Origin of the sequence: Neisseria blantyrii (genome assembly GCF_962747855.1) — a bacterium.
GTDB classification, from domain to species: Bacteria; Pseudomonadota; Gammaproteobacteria; order Burkholderiales; family Neisseriaceae; genus Neisseria; species Neisseria viridiae.
Window position 1 is genome coordinate 92,659 of the sequence record NZ_CAUIZY010000003.1, and the last position, 14,837, is coordinate 107,495.

Here is a 14,837-nt window from a genome sequence, read left to right on the forward strand (position 1 = left end):
ATCAAATGGATAAGGACAATTTAAGTGATATGACACGCAACATTATAGGGTCGTGGCGGCTAGAAAATTTAGAAATCAGCACAGAGACCATTGCTGATATGGAAGCGTTAGCACACGGCAATTTAACGCCTGAAATGGGTATTGAGCGTGTGAGACAACGTATTTTACAGGATAACGGTCATGAAAAATAAGATATTAGCCCCTATTCTATTTATTTTGTTTACCCTGCCGCTCGCTGGGACTGGCGGTGGATTTGTCGGCAGTATGCTGTTTGTACGCTGGCAAAAATTGAATAGCAAACCGTCCGTATTGTTGTTGTACGAATACGCACAACACATGGACAAAATGCCAGCTAAATTACTGATGCCATTCAAGGTTAGCGTTACGATTTCTTTACTCATCAGCATTTTACCTGCGCTGATTATTTTGGCTGCGGTATTGGCCAAACCGAAACGCGAACTGCACGGCTCTTCACGTTTTGCCAACGCAGTTGAAGTGCAACAAGCCGGGCTGCTGAAACCGAAATACGACCCTAAAACCAACAAACCTGATTTGCTGATTGGCAAATATAAAAACAAATATTTGCGCTGGGCTGGTAATGAATTTCTGTATTTGGCTGCGCCGACACGCTCAGGCAAAGGCGTGGGTGTTGTGATTCCAAACTGCTTGCATTATCGTGATTCTATGGTGGTGTACGATCCAAAATTGGAAAACTTCATCATCACAGGCGGTTTCAGGCAGCAAAAATTGGGACAGCAGGTTTTCCTATTCAATCCCGGCGGACGTATGCCCGAACATGAACGCAATCCGATGTTGCCGCTCGTTAGCCACCGTTGGAATCCGATGACCTACATTCGCCGTGATGCACGATACAGCTACAAAGATTTGTCCAATATGGCAGCCATTTTGTTGCCTAAACCTGCCAAAGACAACGGCAGCGGCACATTTTTTGTGGAAAGTGCCCGAAAATTGTTTGTCGGTTTGGGTTTGTACATGGTTGAAACCGAACGTGAACGCGATTTGACGGATTACACGCAACGCACCACATTGGCAAATCTATTCCGTTTAACTGCCCCGACTGACGGCAAACCGCTCAATGAATGGCTGCTGGCTGAAATCGCTGAACGCGATAACGACCCTGAAAAAACGCCGTTATCCAGTCAATGCAAAACGCTGTTGCTCGGTTTTGCCAACGGCAGCCCGAAAACAGGCGCGGACATTTTGGCATCGCTGACCGCACCGCTCGGCATTTTCCTTGACCCGGTTTGTGAAGCGGCAACTTCCGGCGATGACTTCCGTCTTGATGAACTCCGCAAAAAGCGCATGACGATTTACATCGGCGTTGTGCCGACTGAAACGGAAACATTCAGCCGCTTAACCAATTTGCTGTTCTCGCAAATTATTGACGTGAACGTGCAACAAGGTTTGCCGCAGGACAACAAAGATTTGCTGAAATATCAATGCTTGCTGCTTATGGACGAATTTACCGCGTTGGGCGTGATTCCGGCCGTTCAACATGGCGTGTCGTACATTGCAGGCTATGAATTGCGCTTGCTCATCATTATTCAAGCTCCATCCCAAGTGGAAGCGATTTACGGACGTGAAAACATGGAAACCTTTTTCACGAACTTTACTTGTCGGATTTTCTACACGCCGCGCGTCCAAAAAGATGCCGAAGAATACAGTAAATCAATCGGTTATGAAACATTTAAAGCACGTTCTACATCGCGTTCGCAAGGCAAAGGCGGCAGCCGCAGTACCAGCATCAGCGACCAGCAACGTGCCGTGATGAATCCCGATGAAATCAAGATGATGCCGAACTCGGACTGCATCATCAATTTGGGCAGCAGTCGTGCCATTTACGCTCAAAAAATCGTGTATTGGCAAGATGAGGTGTTCAAAGCCCGTGCCAATTTGCCGCGCCCCGAAGTACCCAATCTTGAAATCAAAACCCACCGCAGCCGGCCGAAATCTACGGCCGCCCAAACTGCCAAAACCGAGCCTGTTCCCGATGAAAAGCTGCCTGAAACCGATTTCAAAACCTGTGCCAACGCTGATGATTTATTCATGGCAATGGTTCAATCATTGGTGCGCCCCGATAGTCCGCCTGAATTTATCAAGGAGATTGTGGAAGCTATGGCGCAACAATGGGGCAAAGATTCAGAACCCATTTTGGCAAAAATGTTGGCTTAAACCAATCTAAAACAAGGCAGTCTGAAAACACCGGCTTCTGCGAAGCTAAAAGATTTTCAGGCTGCCTAAATTTTTGGGAGACAAAAAATGAGTGATTACAATGAAATTCGCAATGCGCTAAATCATCTTGATGCAAATGACCGTGATTTTTGGGTCAAAATAGGTGCGGCTGTCAAAGATGAATTGGGCGAAGACGGTTTTGAATTGTGGGACGAATGGTCGCGCCATTCAGAAAACTACAAATCCAATGATGCTAAAGCCGTTTGGAAATCCCTGAAACAAGGGCATATTCACATTGGTACATTGTTTTACCATGCACGTAAAAACGGCTATCGTCCCAACACGCCCTACACGCCACCCAGTGCCGAAGAATTAGCCAAACGCGCTGCCGAAACCCAAGAAAAACAACGTGCCGAAGCCGAGCGTATCACCCAGGCTCACGCTAAAGCGGAGAAAACGGCGTATGGCATTTGGAAAAATGCCAGTCCTGCCGACCCTAATCATGCCTACGCGCAAACCAAAGGATTAGGGTTAAATACAGACGTGCTGAGCGGTATCCGTCAAAGTGAATATCAAGGTAAAAAGCAGTTGGTTATCCCTTTGTATTCAGATAATAAATTGGTTAATGTGCAAACCATTGATGAAGACGGTCATAAGAAATTTTTGAATGGCGGGCAGAAACAAGGTGCGTACACCGTTATTGGCGATTTAAAACAGAGCCCAAACGGTATCTTTTTGGCAGAAGGATTTGCAACCGCATCTAGCGTGTATCAAGCCACTAAGAAACCTGTGGTAGTCGCATTTGATGCAGGTAATTTGAAAGCCGTTTCAGAAAAATTAATAAATGTTCTGCCTGAAAACGTGCCTGTTTATTTTGCTGCCGATAACGACCCAAGCCACACAGGCGAACACAAAGCGCAAGCTGCCGCCGCAATATGGGGCGAACGTGCAAAAATCATCTTGCCTGAATTTACACCGAAACAAATTCATGAATTTAAAGAGGATTATGGAACAGAAAAAATACCCACCGATTTTAACGATTTGCACAAACTGGCTGGTATTGAAGCAGTGCGTGAAACATTCGGCATTGAGCCTGAACCTTATATCATTGAAACAGAAACAGATATTGAATTTAATAGGCAGCCTGAAAGTAATCCGCAGGAAATTCGTACTGCTTGGAATGATTTTCCACCGGTTATTAGCAATGGCAAATTAGGCGATTTAAAAAATGAACCTGAATATGCGGCAGCGAAAGCCGGCGATGTGATGCAGTCCGCGCTATTGGTAGATAAACTGCTGAAAGATGAAACCATTCAGGAAATTAAAAACTTGATTGGAGATAGCAAGCCTATTATCGTACCGATTCAATCCGAAGAAGCAAGCGGAAAAAACCGTATTCCACAAGCTATGGCTTTTGCGTTATCAGAAAAATTAGGTTTACAAGTAGATACCGATATTGTGCAAAGTAATACAGCAAAGCGAACCAATGCAAAAATTGACCATCGTTTTGTTTCGCCACCTGAATTTACAGGCACAGTCAAGGCAGGACAACCTTATTTGATTGTTGATGATACTTTAACCGTAGGCGGTACGATTGCTGCGCTGAAAGGTTATATTGAAAATAACGGGGGTAAGGTTATCGGCTCTACGGTTATGACTGCTCATGAACAAAAAGCAGATATCGTGATCAAGCCACATATGTTACAATCTTTGCAACAAAAACAAGGATTAAACGAATATTGGCGCAATGAATTCGGCTACAGTGTGGACAAATTAACCCAACAGGAGGCCGGACATTTACGCAAACCGACATTAGAGCAAATTCAAGAACGGATTGAAGAAGCCAAAATTGCCAAACAAGCATCAAACATTTCAGAAAACAAGGAATTACATCATGAAAGAACAACAGAAACCCAATTTGCTGAAACCCGAAATTCAGAAGTATCAAACGTATTTGACCGAGCAGGAAGTGAACGAATTGAGAGCATACGGCAAGGAGACCGGAAAATTTCTCAAAGCGTTTTTCAGCAAAAACAAACAACTGAGCAAATCGTAAATCAACCCGCGCAATCAGCCACATCAGAAAAAGATGTGGCTGATTTTTCATTTAAGGAGACGAAAATGGATAACTTACAAGAACACGGCAAACCCGATGTGCCACGCGAAGAACTACTGAAAAACAATTACTGGCGTGTCCAAAATGGCTATGACCCTTTGCCTGAAAATGACCAAAAGCCCGAGCAAACAACAACACCCGAGCAAACCACCTACTCTGCTGACAATCCCTATGCACAATGGGCAGAACATGATGATGAAGTTCGTCATAATGCAGACAGTTGGGAAATGCGGACACCTTTAACCAATGAAAGATTGGCTCACTTCAATCAACAAGCCGAGCAATACGGTTTTACTACGTATATTGAAAACCGTCATGCCGAGTTAGGCGTTTTTCAGGCGGATAAATGGGTCAATGAAACCTATCATGTAGAAATTGACGGCAAATTCAAAAATCACGGCTCAATGGCTGCCTATGAAGATGCTCGTGATTTTACGATGTCTTTTCATGAAAATGATGAAATTGTCCACTATGTTTACACCAATCATCTTGATGATGCACTTCAACAAGCCAATGACTTTTTACAAAATCCAGCAGAATGGATTAAAGAGCAAGATTTGAAAATGCAAGCAGAAGCAATGCAGCCTGAAAATGCACCGCCTGAATACGATTATGTGCCTGAATATTCATCTGATGATAACGAAGAACCTCAGCCTGAAATGTTCAACGGCATTGAATACGGTGGTTTCCAACGTGACATCAAGCAGCCTGAAAAACAGCCCGAATCACAGACCGAATCACAGACCGAATCACAGACCGAATCACAGACCGAATCACAGCCTGAAGCACAGCCTGAAGCACAGCCTGAAGCACAGCCCGAAGCACAACCCGATGTAGAAGAGCCTGAATTACCACGCTCCGAAGCATTGGAACATCGGCCCATTTTGGATTTGACTTACGAACGTCCACCCATACATCTGCAATCGCGCTACATCGTTGCGAAAAATGGGCAATATTTGTCTGCCGACAATCACACCACCGTTTTATTTGAAGACAAAGGCAACGCGCTCAAAACCGCCAAATCTGACCAACAAACCATTCAGGATATGCTGGAAGTAGCCAAAGCCAAAGGTTGGGACAGCATCAAAATTTCAGGCAGTCCTGAATTTAAATCCATGATGTACGTTGCCGCTGAAAGTCAGGGCATCAAAACCACAGGTTACAAACCCACTCCTGCGGATTTGGCAATGGTAGAAAAATTGCGTGAAGACCGTTCCTTGAATGGTATTCAAAGCACTCATAAACCCGAACTTGACCCTAAGCAGCCTGAAAATGCGCCCGCTCATCAATCCGATGCCGCCACGTTATCGGCTGCTGACAAGCTCAAAACACAAAGCGAGATGCCCGATGAACGCCAAATCAATTCATCGCCGATTGCAGATACCGAAGCCGCGCCCAAAGTGGATAGTTTGGGCAACAAAACCATTCCGCCCGAAGTGTTGCGAAGTAGTCAAGAAATGACGACCTCCGCCCTGTCGCCCGAAGTGGCAAACGCCAAATCGGCTTACGACCAAAAAGCCAAGCAGTTAAGCGAGCCGAACCAAGCACGGCTCAAAGCCTACGAGCGCAACACGATGGACGCGCTGCGTGATGTTCAGGGCGATGTGCGTAACCATGCTTTGCGGAATTTCTACGAACATACCGCCAAAGTGATGAACGGCACGGAATTGAACTTGCCGCAACCGTTGCAACATCAAGCCCCTGCTCAACAGCAAACCCACGAGCCGAAGCCGTCAAACAGTCAAGAGTTTGAAATGGAACGGTAACTTCATCAACGCCAAAACCCTGTTTAGCCAAGTGCCAAACAGGGTTTTGTTTTTGGGAGTAACATCATGAAAAATATTAAAGTTTATGGCATATCGCCCACCGCCTACGCAGAATTAGAAAAAATCTCTGCCGCAAGATTTGGTAAACCTAACATTTCACATTTGGCGCGTGATTTATTGTTGGCAGAATTGAATAAACCAACTATTCAAAATCAATCTACTGAATATAAAAACAAAACACGCTTGGAACTCAAATTGCCACCACATATTGCCGATTATCTACAACAAACTGCACAAATCGGGCAAATCAGCGCAAATCAGTTAGCGACCGCCATTTTGCAATCTTACATTGATGAAACACCTGTTATGACTAATAGTGAAATCAACGTGTTATACCAATCCAACTCCCAACTTCTACGCATCGGGCGCAATCTCAATCAAATTGCCAAACAACTGAACAATTTTGAACCAACATCTTTAACCAGCCAACACATTACCAATTTACATCAATACATTCAAAATCATACCGAAAAAGTCGGCAAAATTATCGGGCGGTTTAATCAAACGCGACAAGGAAAAATTCCATGAGTTTAAACAGAAATATTGATAACTGGTTTTTGGGTTACACACGCGCTGTTCACAGCAAATCAGGCAGTCTGAATTTTGGCAGCCGCCGCCCGTCCAAACCGCTCAAAACAGGCACAGGGTTAACCAATTTACGCGCTGCCGCTCTAAAAAAGCCCGAAGTCATGGTAAAAATTCCCAAACGCCACAGCAAGAACAGCAAAGGCATGAAAGGCATCAGAAACCATGCCGACTATGTTTCGCGTAACGGCGACATTCCGTTAGAAACCCAAGACGGAGAAAAAATACAAGGCAAAAAAGCCATTAAACAATTTTTAAACGATTGGCAGTCGCATTTTGGCATTGACGATGAAACCAAACACAAAGAAGCTCTGAATATTGTCTTATCCATGCCCAAAGCAACGCCACCTGATGCACTGTTGCAGGCGGCGCGTGATTTTGCCGCAGAGCAATTTCAGGGTCATCAATACTTTCTTGGTTTGCATCACCGCAGCCACAATCCCGACGAACCCGAACACCCACACGTTCATTTGTGTGTACTCATGCGCGATGAGCGTAATCAACGGCTTAATCCGCGCAAAAATGATTTGTTTGAGTGGCGTGTCCGTTTTGCCGAGAAATTGCGTGAAAACGGAGTAGATTGTGCCGCAACCAAGCGCGTACATCGTGGCAAAACACAAAAACCTGAAAACAGCACACTTCGCGCCATGCGGCAACGTGGCACAAGCAGCGAAGCCGAATTGCAGCAAAAGCTCGCCATTTCAAAGGCGATTTTGTCAGGACAACGCCCCGAACACCCATTTTTAAACCAAGCCGATAAAACACGGCAAGACATAGTCGCCGAATACAAAAAAATCGCCCGGGAATTGTATGTACGCGGCTACAAAACCGAAGCGAAAGCCATGAGCAAATTTGTCCGAGAAGTCTCTGAAAAGGAATTTGCCACCCAAGCGCAACAGGAATTTGACAAGGTTCAGGCACAAATCAGGCAACCTGAAAAATCTCCTGACAGCTCACACGATAATGAAATGGAACGCTGAAATATTGTCGGGCAGCCTGTTTCAATTTGACACACATCAAGAAAAAACCTATGCTGATAGCCTATTTTCCAACCCTATACGGAGTTTCAAAAATGAAGCGCATCACTTTATCGGCTCTTGTTTTGATGTTGGCAGCCTGTGGCGGTAAAAACACAGATGATTATGTCGGTACCTGGCAACGTGAAGGTGTCGAATTTTTGCAATTTGCAGAAATCAAAAAAGACGGTGGCAATTACCTATTTTCACAAGGAGAACAAAACTATACTTTTTCCGAAAAGAATGGGGAATTGGTGCTGAATACAGTCTTTGGAGAAATCCCGTTCAAGCTGTCTGACGATAGAAAAACGTTGTCAGCTAATTTGTATTCAAGCGGCAGCAACCGTTTTTTTAAAGTGGAAGATGAATCTTGTAAACAGTTGATTGCAGAATTGCAAACTGCACAAGAAAAATTACCACTGAACGCATTCAGTAATAAATTTAAACAAGCAAGCGCAAATATCAAAGCAATTAGCGAAAAATACATCAGTCAATGCAGTAAAAAATAAACGCATCAAAATGAAAAAACGCCTATGGCTGCCTGAAAAAAATCAGGTGGTCATAGGAGTTTTTTAATCTTGCCACGGATTGAACACTGCGACATCAGCCGCAAAAAATGGACCAGTATCACGCGTAGCAACTGTTAACCGGTGCTGTTTGGCCGTTGCCGCAATATAGCCGTCTGCGGCAGCAATCGCTTTGCCATGTGTTTTGGCATAGGAACGAATTTGCGCGTAGATTGCGGCAACCGGTTCATCAAAAGGCAAAATTTGCCCCGCAAATAAAGGCAAAATGGATTGCTCCAAACGCTCGTGCAGCACATTCTTTTTCTTGCCGTCGGGCAACAACGCCACACCCAAACGCAATTCTGCAACAGTAATGGCAGACAAATAAACATCTTCCAATATCAAACTATCTAACCATGCCACCACACGTTCATTGGGTTGTGGGCGCAAAGGTTCAGAAATCACATTCGTGTCCAGCAAAATCATCACAAAGAAACCTCGTTCTCGGTATTGCGCTCGCGTACGTCTTCCAACTCAACACCGCCGATTTCTTGCCCGATTGATGCCAATATTGACCCCAAACGTACGGTTTGTTGCGCTTTGGCGATGTTATCCAAAATTAAGCGGATTTCTGCTTCGGTACTACGCCCTGCGGATCGCGCACGGAATTTGATTGCCTTGTGTGTGGTCTCGGATAAATTCCTAATCACAACAGAAGCCATTGCCTTTCCTTTCTGAAAAAAGTTTTTCAAATGATATCAAAATAAAAAAATGATAGCAATCTATTTTTTTTTAACGCCTACGACTGCCTGAAAATTCAGGTGGTCGTAGGCGTTTTTTTTTGCGCCTAAAAAACGCCGCCCTACTCTTTCTGATAAATCGTTCTTCATGAAAAAATAGCCGCTCTGCGGCGTTTTGGCATAGCCAAACCACGCAAAACGGGGTCGTTTTGTCGGCGATAGCCTATCCTGCGTTCTAGTTTTTAAATAGGTTTAAGCAGTTTCATAGGGGTTGAAAACCTAAAACAAGCAAAAATATTGCTTATTACTTGCTAATATATTGCTTAATAGTTGCAATATGTTGTTTATTACTTGCTAATACGATACCATTAGTTATAATAAGTTGCTTATTTGTTTCAATATATTGCTTACTGTTTGCTAATGCTTTGCCTACTAGTTACAATATGTTGCTTAATGTTGCAATATGTTGCTTACTGGTTGCATAATCGTTTTTTTCAAGAAAAAGGATATTCTCGCCATGAACGACATTGAAACTTTTTTAAATCAGCGAAACCACGCCGCAAAATCGGACAAGGTTTCCGTTCTCGAACCGTACAAAGATGAAATTTTTCAGTTGAAGAATATGGGCTATGCAGAAAAAATCATCGTTGATTTTTTGTCTGAAATGAAAGGCGTAAATGTCAGCCGTCAAGCCGTTAATCGATTCATCCGCTCACGTTCGGCCCAAATGCACAACACGGCGCAAAACAAGCCGATTATGGCAACAGATAGCGTTACAACGGCTCAAACCGCCCAAGCGGCTGAAACAGCCAAAAATCAAGCGGAAAATACACCTGCACGGCGTGGTTTGCGCAAACCCACACCCACTAAGAAATTTAACTGGGAAGAGAAACCCGACCCCGAAACACTCAAATAATTCTTTCTTGAAAAACAAAGCAGCCTGAAAACCACATGGATTTTCAGGCTGAAATCATTTGGATTGTTTAATAGTGGAATTTTTTGGACGGTAAGGCAGTTAAGACTTCACAAGACTTGTGAAATCAGACCACTGCTCAATACGGAAGGCGCGAATATCGCGGACGGAAGACGGAAACCAAGGCAGAGCTTTTAGCTCGTTGATGGCTGAAAACAGGTTAGCCATGTCTTCGTTTTGGCAGGTGTACAAACTTCCCTGAACGCGGGTAAAGCCGAATTTCCGCAAGGTGTATCCAATATCCGCGTAGGCTTGGGAAATGCCTTTCGGATGGTTTTGGGCGGTATCGGCAACCACCAAATCAAAAGAAATCGCGTACATTAGGCAGCCTTTGGGTCTTGGACGATGTGGGACAGTTTGTATTGCGTGTGTTCGCCGCTTTCCGGCAGCTCGATATTTACGAGCCAATCTCCGTCAGGAAGCTGTTCGGCAGGCGTGCCGACGATGTACATCACGCCGGAATCGCCAAAGGTGCGGATTGAACCGGTGGGGATGGTATTTGCTGTGGTCTGCATGGTTAGTTCTCCTGTTACGTTTCAGAAGACGGCATGGGTTTGCCGCGATAGTACCAAGTGGCGCGGGAATTAAATAAGTACATATTTTAGAGTGAACCATGCCGTCATGCAAGGTAGTCCGAAATCATTAAGTTCAACACTTCTTCTTGATAAATCAAATAATTAAATTCAAACGCATATCTCATTTCACAACAGCCCCAAACCCCAATTCAAAAAAATCAAAAAAAACACACTGCTCGGCGCAACCGAATAAAATTTCTTTGAGAGTAATCTTTGTTTTGTAATCTTTGTATATAGCGTGTCGATTTGGCGCAATCTAATCTGCGGCTTGTCAGCAAAGTAGTCTGCCAAAAATCAGCAAACATAAGTTTTTAAATAACTTTTTTCTTGATAAAAAGGCCGCATGAAACCGCGCTGCAACGCCAAATTCTGACTAAAAAACAGGCAAATCTAATTATCGGGCGAAAAAAAACACCCCAAAGGGTGCAAATCCATTTTCAGACGGCCTGAAAGCCCGAAAAATGCGCCAAAATCGCGCAAAATTTAATGTATAGACGTGTTTAAGCACAACAAGTTGTCCACTTACTGTTATTTTTTACTCAACCCTAGATTTTTTAGCAGGTTTAAACGCCCTACTGTGTTTAAATCTCGCGGCTTTTTAGATTGTTGCTGTTCTCGCTCGGCTTCTTGCTGCTTCATAAGTGCTTCGTATTCGGCTGCGGAACTATTCGGAGCGGGGGCGTGGTTCGGAGTGGATTTATCGGGACGGTAAAAGCCGGCCCAGCCTGAAATCAGCGATTTTTGCATCACGTTTTTCAAATCAAATTTTTGTTTGTGCAAATCGGTTAGCTGCCGAATAAGCTGTTTCTTTTGTTCTACGGCAAGTGATTGTTTAGATTTACTTTTGTTTTCGCGCATTTTGAGAAATTCATTCCATTCATGCAACGGGATGAATCGGGGGACGTGATAACCGTCTTTATCGGTATGGAACGCCGACTGAAATTCAGGCTTCGACATACCGCGCACTTTCGTATAAATCAGTTCAAGCAGTTTTTCACGGCAAAGACGATACGCCATTTTACCAAACACGCCGGCGCGTTTGTACTCAACCAAACCCATTCCCAATAAATATTCACGCGCTTTTTCGTATTTGTGGCGCGTTAATTTGAGCTCGTTGGCGAAATCTTCGGCGGTTTTGGTAATCCAGCCTTGTTTTTTGGGGCGGTGGTTGTCCAGCCATTCCGACCAGCCGAACAGGTTTGCCAGCACAAGCGCGGCTTCGCTGTTTTGTCCGCACAACTCAAAAAACTCCACATATATTGCTGTGAAGTTGGGCGTGAGATGTTGGCGAATGTCGGCGGTTAACATCATGATTTTATCGTTTGTATAATTCTGTATTAACAATCAAGGCATTATTACTGATATGTTGTAATCTATATGCCTGCCTCTCGGGGATAATTTCTTTCCATTGGCTAATTGCCGATGGCGTTATTTTTAGAACTTCTGCTAGTTTGACAAGTGTTCCGTAGTAATTTAAGACATCTTCTTTGTACATAGTCTTGCTCCATGAAACTTAAGATTTCTTAAAATTATAGGTTGAAAGCAATCTTAAATCAATATGTTTTAAGATTGCTAAAACTTAAATTTCAGGTGGTCTTATGATTGAAACACTCGGACAACGAATTAAGGAGCGGAGAAAAGCCTTAAAACTCACGCAGATGGACTTATCAAGAAGAATGCAAGGAGTTAGCCATGCTGCTATTTCTCAATGGGAAAATGACACCACAAAACCAAATGCAGAAAATTTACTTGATTTATCTACAATCTTAAATTGCGAATTCGGCTGGTTATTGCGTGGTTCTCCTAACTCGAATAAATCTCTATCTGTAATCCCATATTCGCCTATTGATGAGATGAAATTACCTATTTATGATTGGCAGTCGTTAGATAAATTAAAAGAATGCGATACTACTCAACTTGTTGATTTAACAAGAGAGTATATTATGACCGATTTTAAAAAGTCTAAAAATGCCTTTGGTTTGAAAATCAAAGATGATTCAATGTCGCCTGAATTTAAAATTGGCGACGTCATTATTATTGACCCTGATGTAGAACCACAAGCAGGAGAATTTGTAATCGCAAAATACGGGGACGAATTTATTTTCCGTAAATTTAAATTAGATAATGATAATTCAATGGAATCAAATAATTTCATCTTAATTCCATTGAATGACGATTATGGTAGGTTGCATTCTGTAAATGTAGATTTGCTCATTATTGGCACAATGGTGGAACACCGTATTTACAGACGAAAACGTTAATAACCTATTGATTATTATTGAAACCTGTTGCTTTAAAATCGAAGCAGCAGGTTTTTTGTTATCTTAAACTTAAGAAAACTTAAAAAAATTCTTGCATTATATTTTAAGCTGTCTTAAAATTATTTCAGTTGATGATTTTAAGTTCTTTAACAACTTGGTAACGCAGCAACCCACCGGTCTGATTGGCTTCAGGCGGGCAAGTCGTTGAGCGGTTGCAGGCGGCATTCAATCCGCCCAAATACAAATGTCGTGCATACGGGTAGCGCGTGGTGCGTCCGTGAACAGGCGGCAATTTGAACGTATCTTGTTAATCGGGGCGTATCCCCGATGCCGGGATTATCTACGGACAAATCCTAACGCCACTTGCTGCGTGTACCAAGTGGCGAATACACGTTTTCAGGCAGCGTTGAGATTACTCCGTTGCCTGTAATGTGTTTTGTGTGTTTTCACAATCAAGCCTGTTCTGCTCGGCAAAATCAAATAGCGGAGCAGGTTTCTTTGTGGGAATTATTTTCTTGAAAGGGTGTGCAATGAATTTTTCAAATGAACGAAAGCTGTTTAATTTATATGCTCAATTAGGACAAATTGCATTCACAGAAATCCGTCATTTGGCATTTGGGCGAACCAGTTTGCATCAAAACACGCCTGCATTTCCCAAAAGCGTACCGACCGAAGCGTTATTGCAAAATCTGTTTGTGGCAGGGCAGTTGGCGGAAGCGATGCACAATCTGCCTTGTAATTTGCATGATGGCACTTATCAGCAATATTTAACCTTACGCAATTTGTGGCAATTCATTGAAAAAAATCCAAATTATGCAGATTGCTTTTCCCCTACAATTGCGGAAATTATCCAATTAAATCATCAGGAACTTGCGGAAATAGATGCTGATTTTGTTGCCACCATTGCTGGTAAATATCGGCGATTGAATGAATAGCGCAGTTATCACGTCCCATGTATTGCTGAAACGTTTGCGCCATTTCTAATGATTTAACAGCAATCGGCAAATATTCAGCATGATTAGCCAGCAGCCAAATGGTTCTTGTGAAATGATTGGCAAAAGAAATTTGTATGTTGGGATATTCATAACGACAAGCCATATCGCTAATAATCGGAACTGGGTTCATCAAACCAAGTGCAAACCCTTGTTCGGCATGATGAAACTTTCTATCTGAACGCCAAATTTGTTCATTTCCAATGTGATAATTTGGAAAACGGTCATCATTTGTTGATGTTCGCCATGCTTGAATAAATTTGAGCGTATCTAGCAATACGATATATTTTCTTGAAATATCAAGTAAATCTTGTTTCATGTAAACAGTACTGTTGGTAATGGGGATTTCAAAAATAAGTTGGGCATTGATTGGGTAAATATATTTGGAAACAATCTGATAGCGAATATTCCAGTTTAGTTTCATGGGTGTTTTCCTTTGATAAGTTATGAAAAGGTGTGGTAACTCAATCATAACACAGAGAAAAACGCCCACCTTTTTTTCAGGCAGCCTGCACTTGAATGATTGCAGGCTGCTTTTTTATCAAGGAAAACAAAATGGTTGATTTACACAAAATCCGACAAGAAATAATACGTCAATGAATTAGAAATTTAGTTTCAGGCAGCCTGAATCCATTTTCAGACTGCCTTTTTTTCTGAAAAAAACAATGGGAGTTTCAAAAATGAAAGTTAAACCATTTTTAGCGGTTTCCGCGCTGACTGCCGCGCTGCTTGCGCCTATGACCGCCAGCGCAGACGATAATTTGCTGACAGACGATGTTCGCTTGGCGTGTGAAGCGGTGCTGTGTTTGTCTAGCGGCGAGCGTCCGAGCGAATGCGCCCCTTCTTTGGAACGCTATTTTTCCATCAAATTTAGAAAGCCGCATAAAACCATTCGGGCGCGTAAAAATTTCTTGAATCTGTGTCCGTTCAGTAAAGGGGATGATGCAGGAAAAAATAGCGGCAAATAGGCTGATATGTTTCAACACACAGGACATTTCAGGCAGCCTGAATATTTGGGTTTTCAGGCTGCCTGTTACTATTTTTAATTGATTTA

18 protein-coding genes are annotated in these 14,837 nt (G+C 43.0%); 10 read left to right on the top strand and 8 right to left on the bottom strand.

Annotated elements, in window-relative coordinates:
• Positions 1–5: 5 nt before the first annotated feature.
• The 6 genes from Q9J80_RS04105 to Q9J80_RS04130 all read left to right on the top strand — a co-directional run bounded on the left by Q9J80_RS04105 (position 6) and on the right by Q9J80_RS04130 (position 8,245).
• Complete coding sequence (locus tag Q9J80_RS04105) at positions 6–191, top strand: antitoxin VbhA family protein (RefSeq protein ID WP_002244207.1); 186 nt, start codon at positions 6–8, stop codon at positions 189–191.
• Entirely contained in the window at positions 181–2,193 is a 2,013-nt protein-coding gene (locus Q9J80_RS04110; RefSeq protein WP_301674150.1) for a type IV secretory system conjugative DNA transfer family protein, read from the top strand. The genes Q9J80_RS04105 and Q9J80_RS04110 overlap by 11 nt, the downstream gene beginning before the upstream one ends.
• Before the next feature lie 87 nt (positions 2,194–2,280).
• Positions 2,281–6,075 (top strand): LPD7 domain-containing protein, encoded by a 3,795-nt coding sequence (locus tag Q9J80_RS04115; protein WP_304671385.1) that lies wholly within the window; start codon positions 2,281–2,283, stop codon positions 6,073–6,075.
• A 66-nt stretch (positions 6,076–6,141) separates the two neighbouring features.
• Entirely contained in the window at positions 6,142–6,663 is a 522-nt protein-coding gene (mobC, locus tag Q9J80_RS04120) for a plasmid mobilization relaxosome protein MobC (protein WP_301674148.1), read from the top strand.
• Positions 6,660–7,700 (top strand): relaxase/mobilization nuclease domain-containing protein, encoded by a 1,041-nt coding sequence (locus Q9J80_RS04125; protein WP_301674147.1) that lies wholly within the window; start codon positions 6,660–6,662, stop codon positions 7,698–7,700. Before mobC ends, Q9J80_RS04125 begins: the two co-directional genes overlap by 4 nt.
• 92 nt (positions 7,701–7,792) lie before the next feature.
• Positions 7,793–8,245, top strand: a complete 453-nt coding sequence (locus tag Q9J80_RS04130) for a hypothetical protein (RefSeq protein ID WP_301674146.1) — start codon at positions 7,793–7,795, stop codon at positions 8,243–8,245.
• A gap of 63 nt (positions 8,246–8,308) precedes the next feature.
• On the opposite strand, the gene fitB is transcribed toward Q9J80_RS04130, so the two are convergent.
• Together fitB and Q9J80_RS04140 are read right to left on the bottom strand one after the other, a co-directional pair.
• Complete coding sequence (gene fitB, locus Q9J80_RS04135) at positions 8,309–8,728, bottom strand: type II toxin-antitoxin system toxin FitB (RefSeq protein ID WP_301674208.1); 420 nt, start codon at positions 8,726–8,728, stop codon at positions 8,309–8,311.
• A complete protein-coding gene (locus Q9J80_RS04140; RefSeq protein WP_301674145.1) occupies positions 8,728–8,964 on the bottom strand; it encodes a FitA-like ribbon-helix-helix domain-containing protein in 237 nt (78 codons plus the stop codon). The genes fitB and Q9J80_RS04140 overlap by 1 nt, the downstream gene beginning before the upstream one ends.
• Before the next feature lie 535 nt (positions 8,965–9,499).
• Between Q9J80_RS04140 and Q9J80_RS04145 the strand changes: the two genes are divergently transcribed.
• Positions 9,500–9,898, top strand: a complete 399-nt coding sequence (locus tag Q9J80_RS04145; protein ID WP_079889440.1) for a hypothetical protein — start codon at positions 9,500–9,502, stop codon at positions 9,896–9,898.
• Between the two features lie 99 nt (positions 9,899–9,997).
• Here Q9J80_RS04145 and Q9J80_RS04150 read toward each other — a convergent pair whose 3' ends face one another.
• The 4 genes from Q9J80_RS04150 to Q9J80_RS04165 form a co-directional block, all read right to left on the bottom strand.
• Complete coding sequence (locus tag Q9J80_RS04150; protein WP_021439528.1) at positions 9,998–10,276, bottom strand: endoribonuclease VapD; 279 nt, start codon at positions 10,274–10,276, stop codon at positions 9,998–10,000.
• Positions 10,276–10,470, bottom strand: coding sequence for a DUF5397 family protein (locus tag Q9J80_RS04155; RefSeq protein ID WP_301674144.1), 195 nt, complete (start codon positions 10,468–10,470; stop codon positions 10,276–10,278). Before Q9J80_RS04155 ends, Q9J80_RS04150 begins: the two co-directional genes overlap by 1 nt.
• Positions 10,471–11,058: 588 nt before the next feature.
• Positions 11,059–11,841: a phage replication initiator YdaU family protein gene (locus Q9J80_RS04160; protein ID WP_301674143.1), complete on the bottom strand. Its 783-nt coding sequence runs from the start codon at positions 11,839–11,841 to the stop codon at positions 11,059–11,061.
• Positions 11,842–11,845: 4 nt separating this feature from the next.
• Positions 11,846–12,025, bottom strand: coding sequence for a Cro/CI family transcriptional regulator (locus Q9J80_RS04165; protein WP_301674142.1), 180 nt, complete (start codon positions 12,023–12,025; stop codon positions 11,846–11,848).
• 103 nt (positions 12,026–12,128) lie between these two features.
• On the opposite strand from Q9J80_RS04165, the gene Q9J80_RS04170 reads away from it, so the two are divergent.
• Positions 12,129–12,791 (top strand): LexA family protein, encoded by a 663-nt coding sequence (locus Q9J80_RS04170; protein ID WP_002244221.1) that lies wholly within the window; start codon positions 12,129–12,131, stop codon positions 12,789–12,791.
• Positions 12,792–12,915: 124 nt separating this feature from the next.
• Here Q9J80_RS04170 and Q9J80_RS04175 read toward each other — a convergent pair whose 3' ends face one another.
• Positions 12,916–13,083 (bottom strand): hypothetical protein, encoded by a 168-nt coding sequence (locus tag Q9J80_RS04175; RefSeq protein ID WP_301674141.1) that lies wholly within the window; start codon positions 13,081–13,083, stop codon positions 12,916–12,918.
• A 148-nt stretch (positions 13,084–13,231) separates the two neighbouring features.
• Between Q9J80_RS04175 and Q9J80_RS04180 the strand changes: the two genes are divergently transcribed.
• The gene (locus Q9J80_RS04180) at positions 13,232–13,726 is read left to right on the top strand and encodes a hypothetical protein (protein WP_301674140.1); all 495 of its coding nucleotides are present in this window, start codon (positions 13,232–13,234) and stop codon (positions 13,724–13,726) included.
• Here Q9J80_RS04180 and Q9J80_RS04185 read toward each other — a convergent pair.
• The gene (locus Q9J80_RS04185) at positions 13,638–14,207 is read right to left on the bottom strand and encodes a plasmid fertility inhibition factor family protein (RefSeq protein WP_301674139.1); all 570 of its coding nucleotides are present in this window, start codon (positions 14,205–14,207) and stop codon (positions 13,638–13,640) included. The two genes, Q9J80_RS04180 and Q9J80_RS04185, sit on opposite strands and share 89 nt — an antisense overlap.
• 256 nt (positions 14,208–14,463) lie before the next feature.
• Between Q9J80_RS04185 and Q9J80_RS04190 the strand changes: the two genes are divergently transcribed.
• Positions 14,464–14,751: a TrbM/KikA/MpfK family conjugal transfer protein gene (locus Q9J80_RS04190; protein WP_301674138.1), complete on the top strand. Its 288-nt coding sequence runs from the start codon at positions 14,464–14,466 to the stop codon at positions 14,749–14,751.
• Positions 14,752–14,837 lie beyond the last annotated feature (86 nt).

Excerpts from the sequence above, each read along its gene's own strand:
- Q9J80_RS04105 (WP_002244207.1), top strand. The coding sequence starts at position 6 with ATGGATAAGGACAATTTAAGTGATATGACACGCAACATTATAGGGTCG.
- Q9J80_RS04110 (WP_301674150.1), top strand. The coding sequence starts at position 181 with ATGAAAAATAAGATATTAGCCCCTATTCTATTTATTTTGTTTACCCTG.
- Q9J80_RS04115 (WP_304671385.1), top strand. The coding sequence starts at position 2,281 with ATGAGTGATTACAATGAAATTCGCAATGCGCTAAATCATCTTGATGCA.
- mobC (WP_301674148.1), top strand. The coding sequence starts at position 6,142 with ATGAAAAATATTAAAGTTTATGGCATATCGCCCACCGCCTACGCAGAA.
- Q9J80_RS04125 (WP_301674147.1), top strand. The coding sequence starts at position 6,660 with ATGAGTTTAAACAGAAATATTGATAACTGGTTTTTGGGTTACACACGC.
- Q9J80_RS04130 (WP_301674146.1), top strand. The coding sequence starts at position 7,793 with ATGAAGCGCATCACTTTATCGGCTCTTGTTTTGATGTTGGCAGCCTGT.
- fitB (WP_301674208.1), bottom strand. The coding sequence starts at position 8,728 with ATGATTTTGCTGGACACGAATGTGATTTCTGAACCTTTGCGCCCACAA.
- Q9J80_RS04140 (WP_301674145.1), bottom strand. The coding sequence starts at position 8,964 with ATGGCTTCTGTTGTGATTAGGAATTTATCCGAGACCACACACAAGGCA.
- Q9J80_RS04145 (WP_079889440.1), top strand. The coding sequence starts at position 9,500 with ATGAACGACATTGAAACTTTTTTAAATCAGCGAAACCACGCCGCAAAA.
- Q9J80_RS04150 (WP_021439528.1), bottom strand. The coding sequence starts at position 10,276 with ATGTACGCGATTTCTTTTGATTTGGTGGTTGCCGATACCGCCCAAAAC.
- Q9J80_RS04155 (WP_301674144.1), bottom strand. The coding sequence starts at position 10,470 with ATGCAGACCACAGCAAATACCATCCCCACCGGTTCAATCCGCACCTTT.
- Q9J80_RS04160 (WP_301674143.1), bottom strand. The coding sequence starts at position 11,841 with ATGATGTTAACCGCCGACATTCGCCAACATCTCACGCCCAACTTCACA.
- Q9J80_RS04165 (WP_301674142.1), bottom strand. The coding sequence starts at position 12,025 with ATGTACAAAGAAGATGTCTTAAATTACTACGGAACACTTGTCAAACTA.
- Q9J80_RS04170 (WP_002244221.1), top strand. The coding sequence starts at position 12,129 with ATGATTGAAACACTCGGACAACGAATTAAGGAGCGGAGAAAAGCCTTA.
- Q9J80_RS04185 (WP_301674139.1), bottom strand. The coding sequence starts at position 14,207 with ATGAAACTAAACTGGAATATTCGCTATCAGATTGTTTCCAAATATATT.
- Q9J80_RS04190 (WP_301674138.1), top strand. The coding sequence starts at position 14,464 with ATGAAAGTTAAACCATTTTTAGCGGTTTCCGCGCTGACTGCCGCGCTG.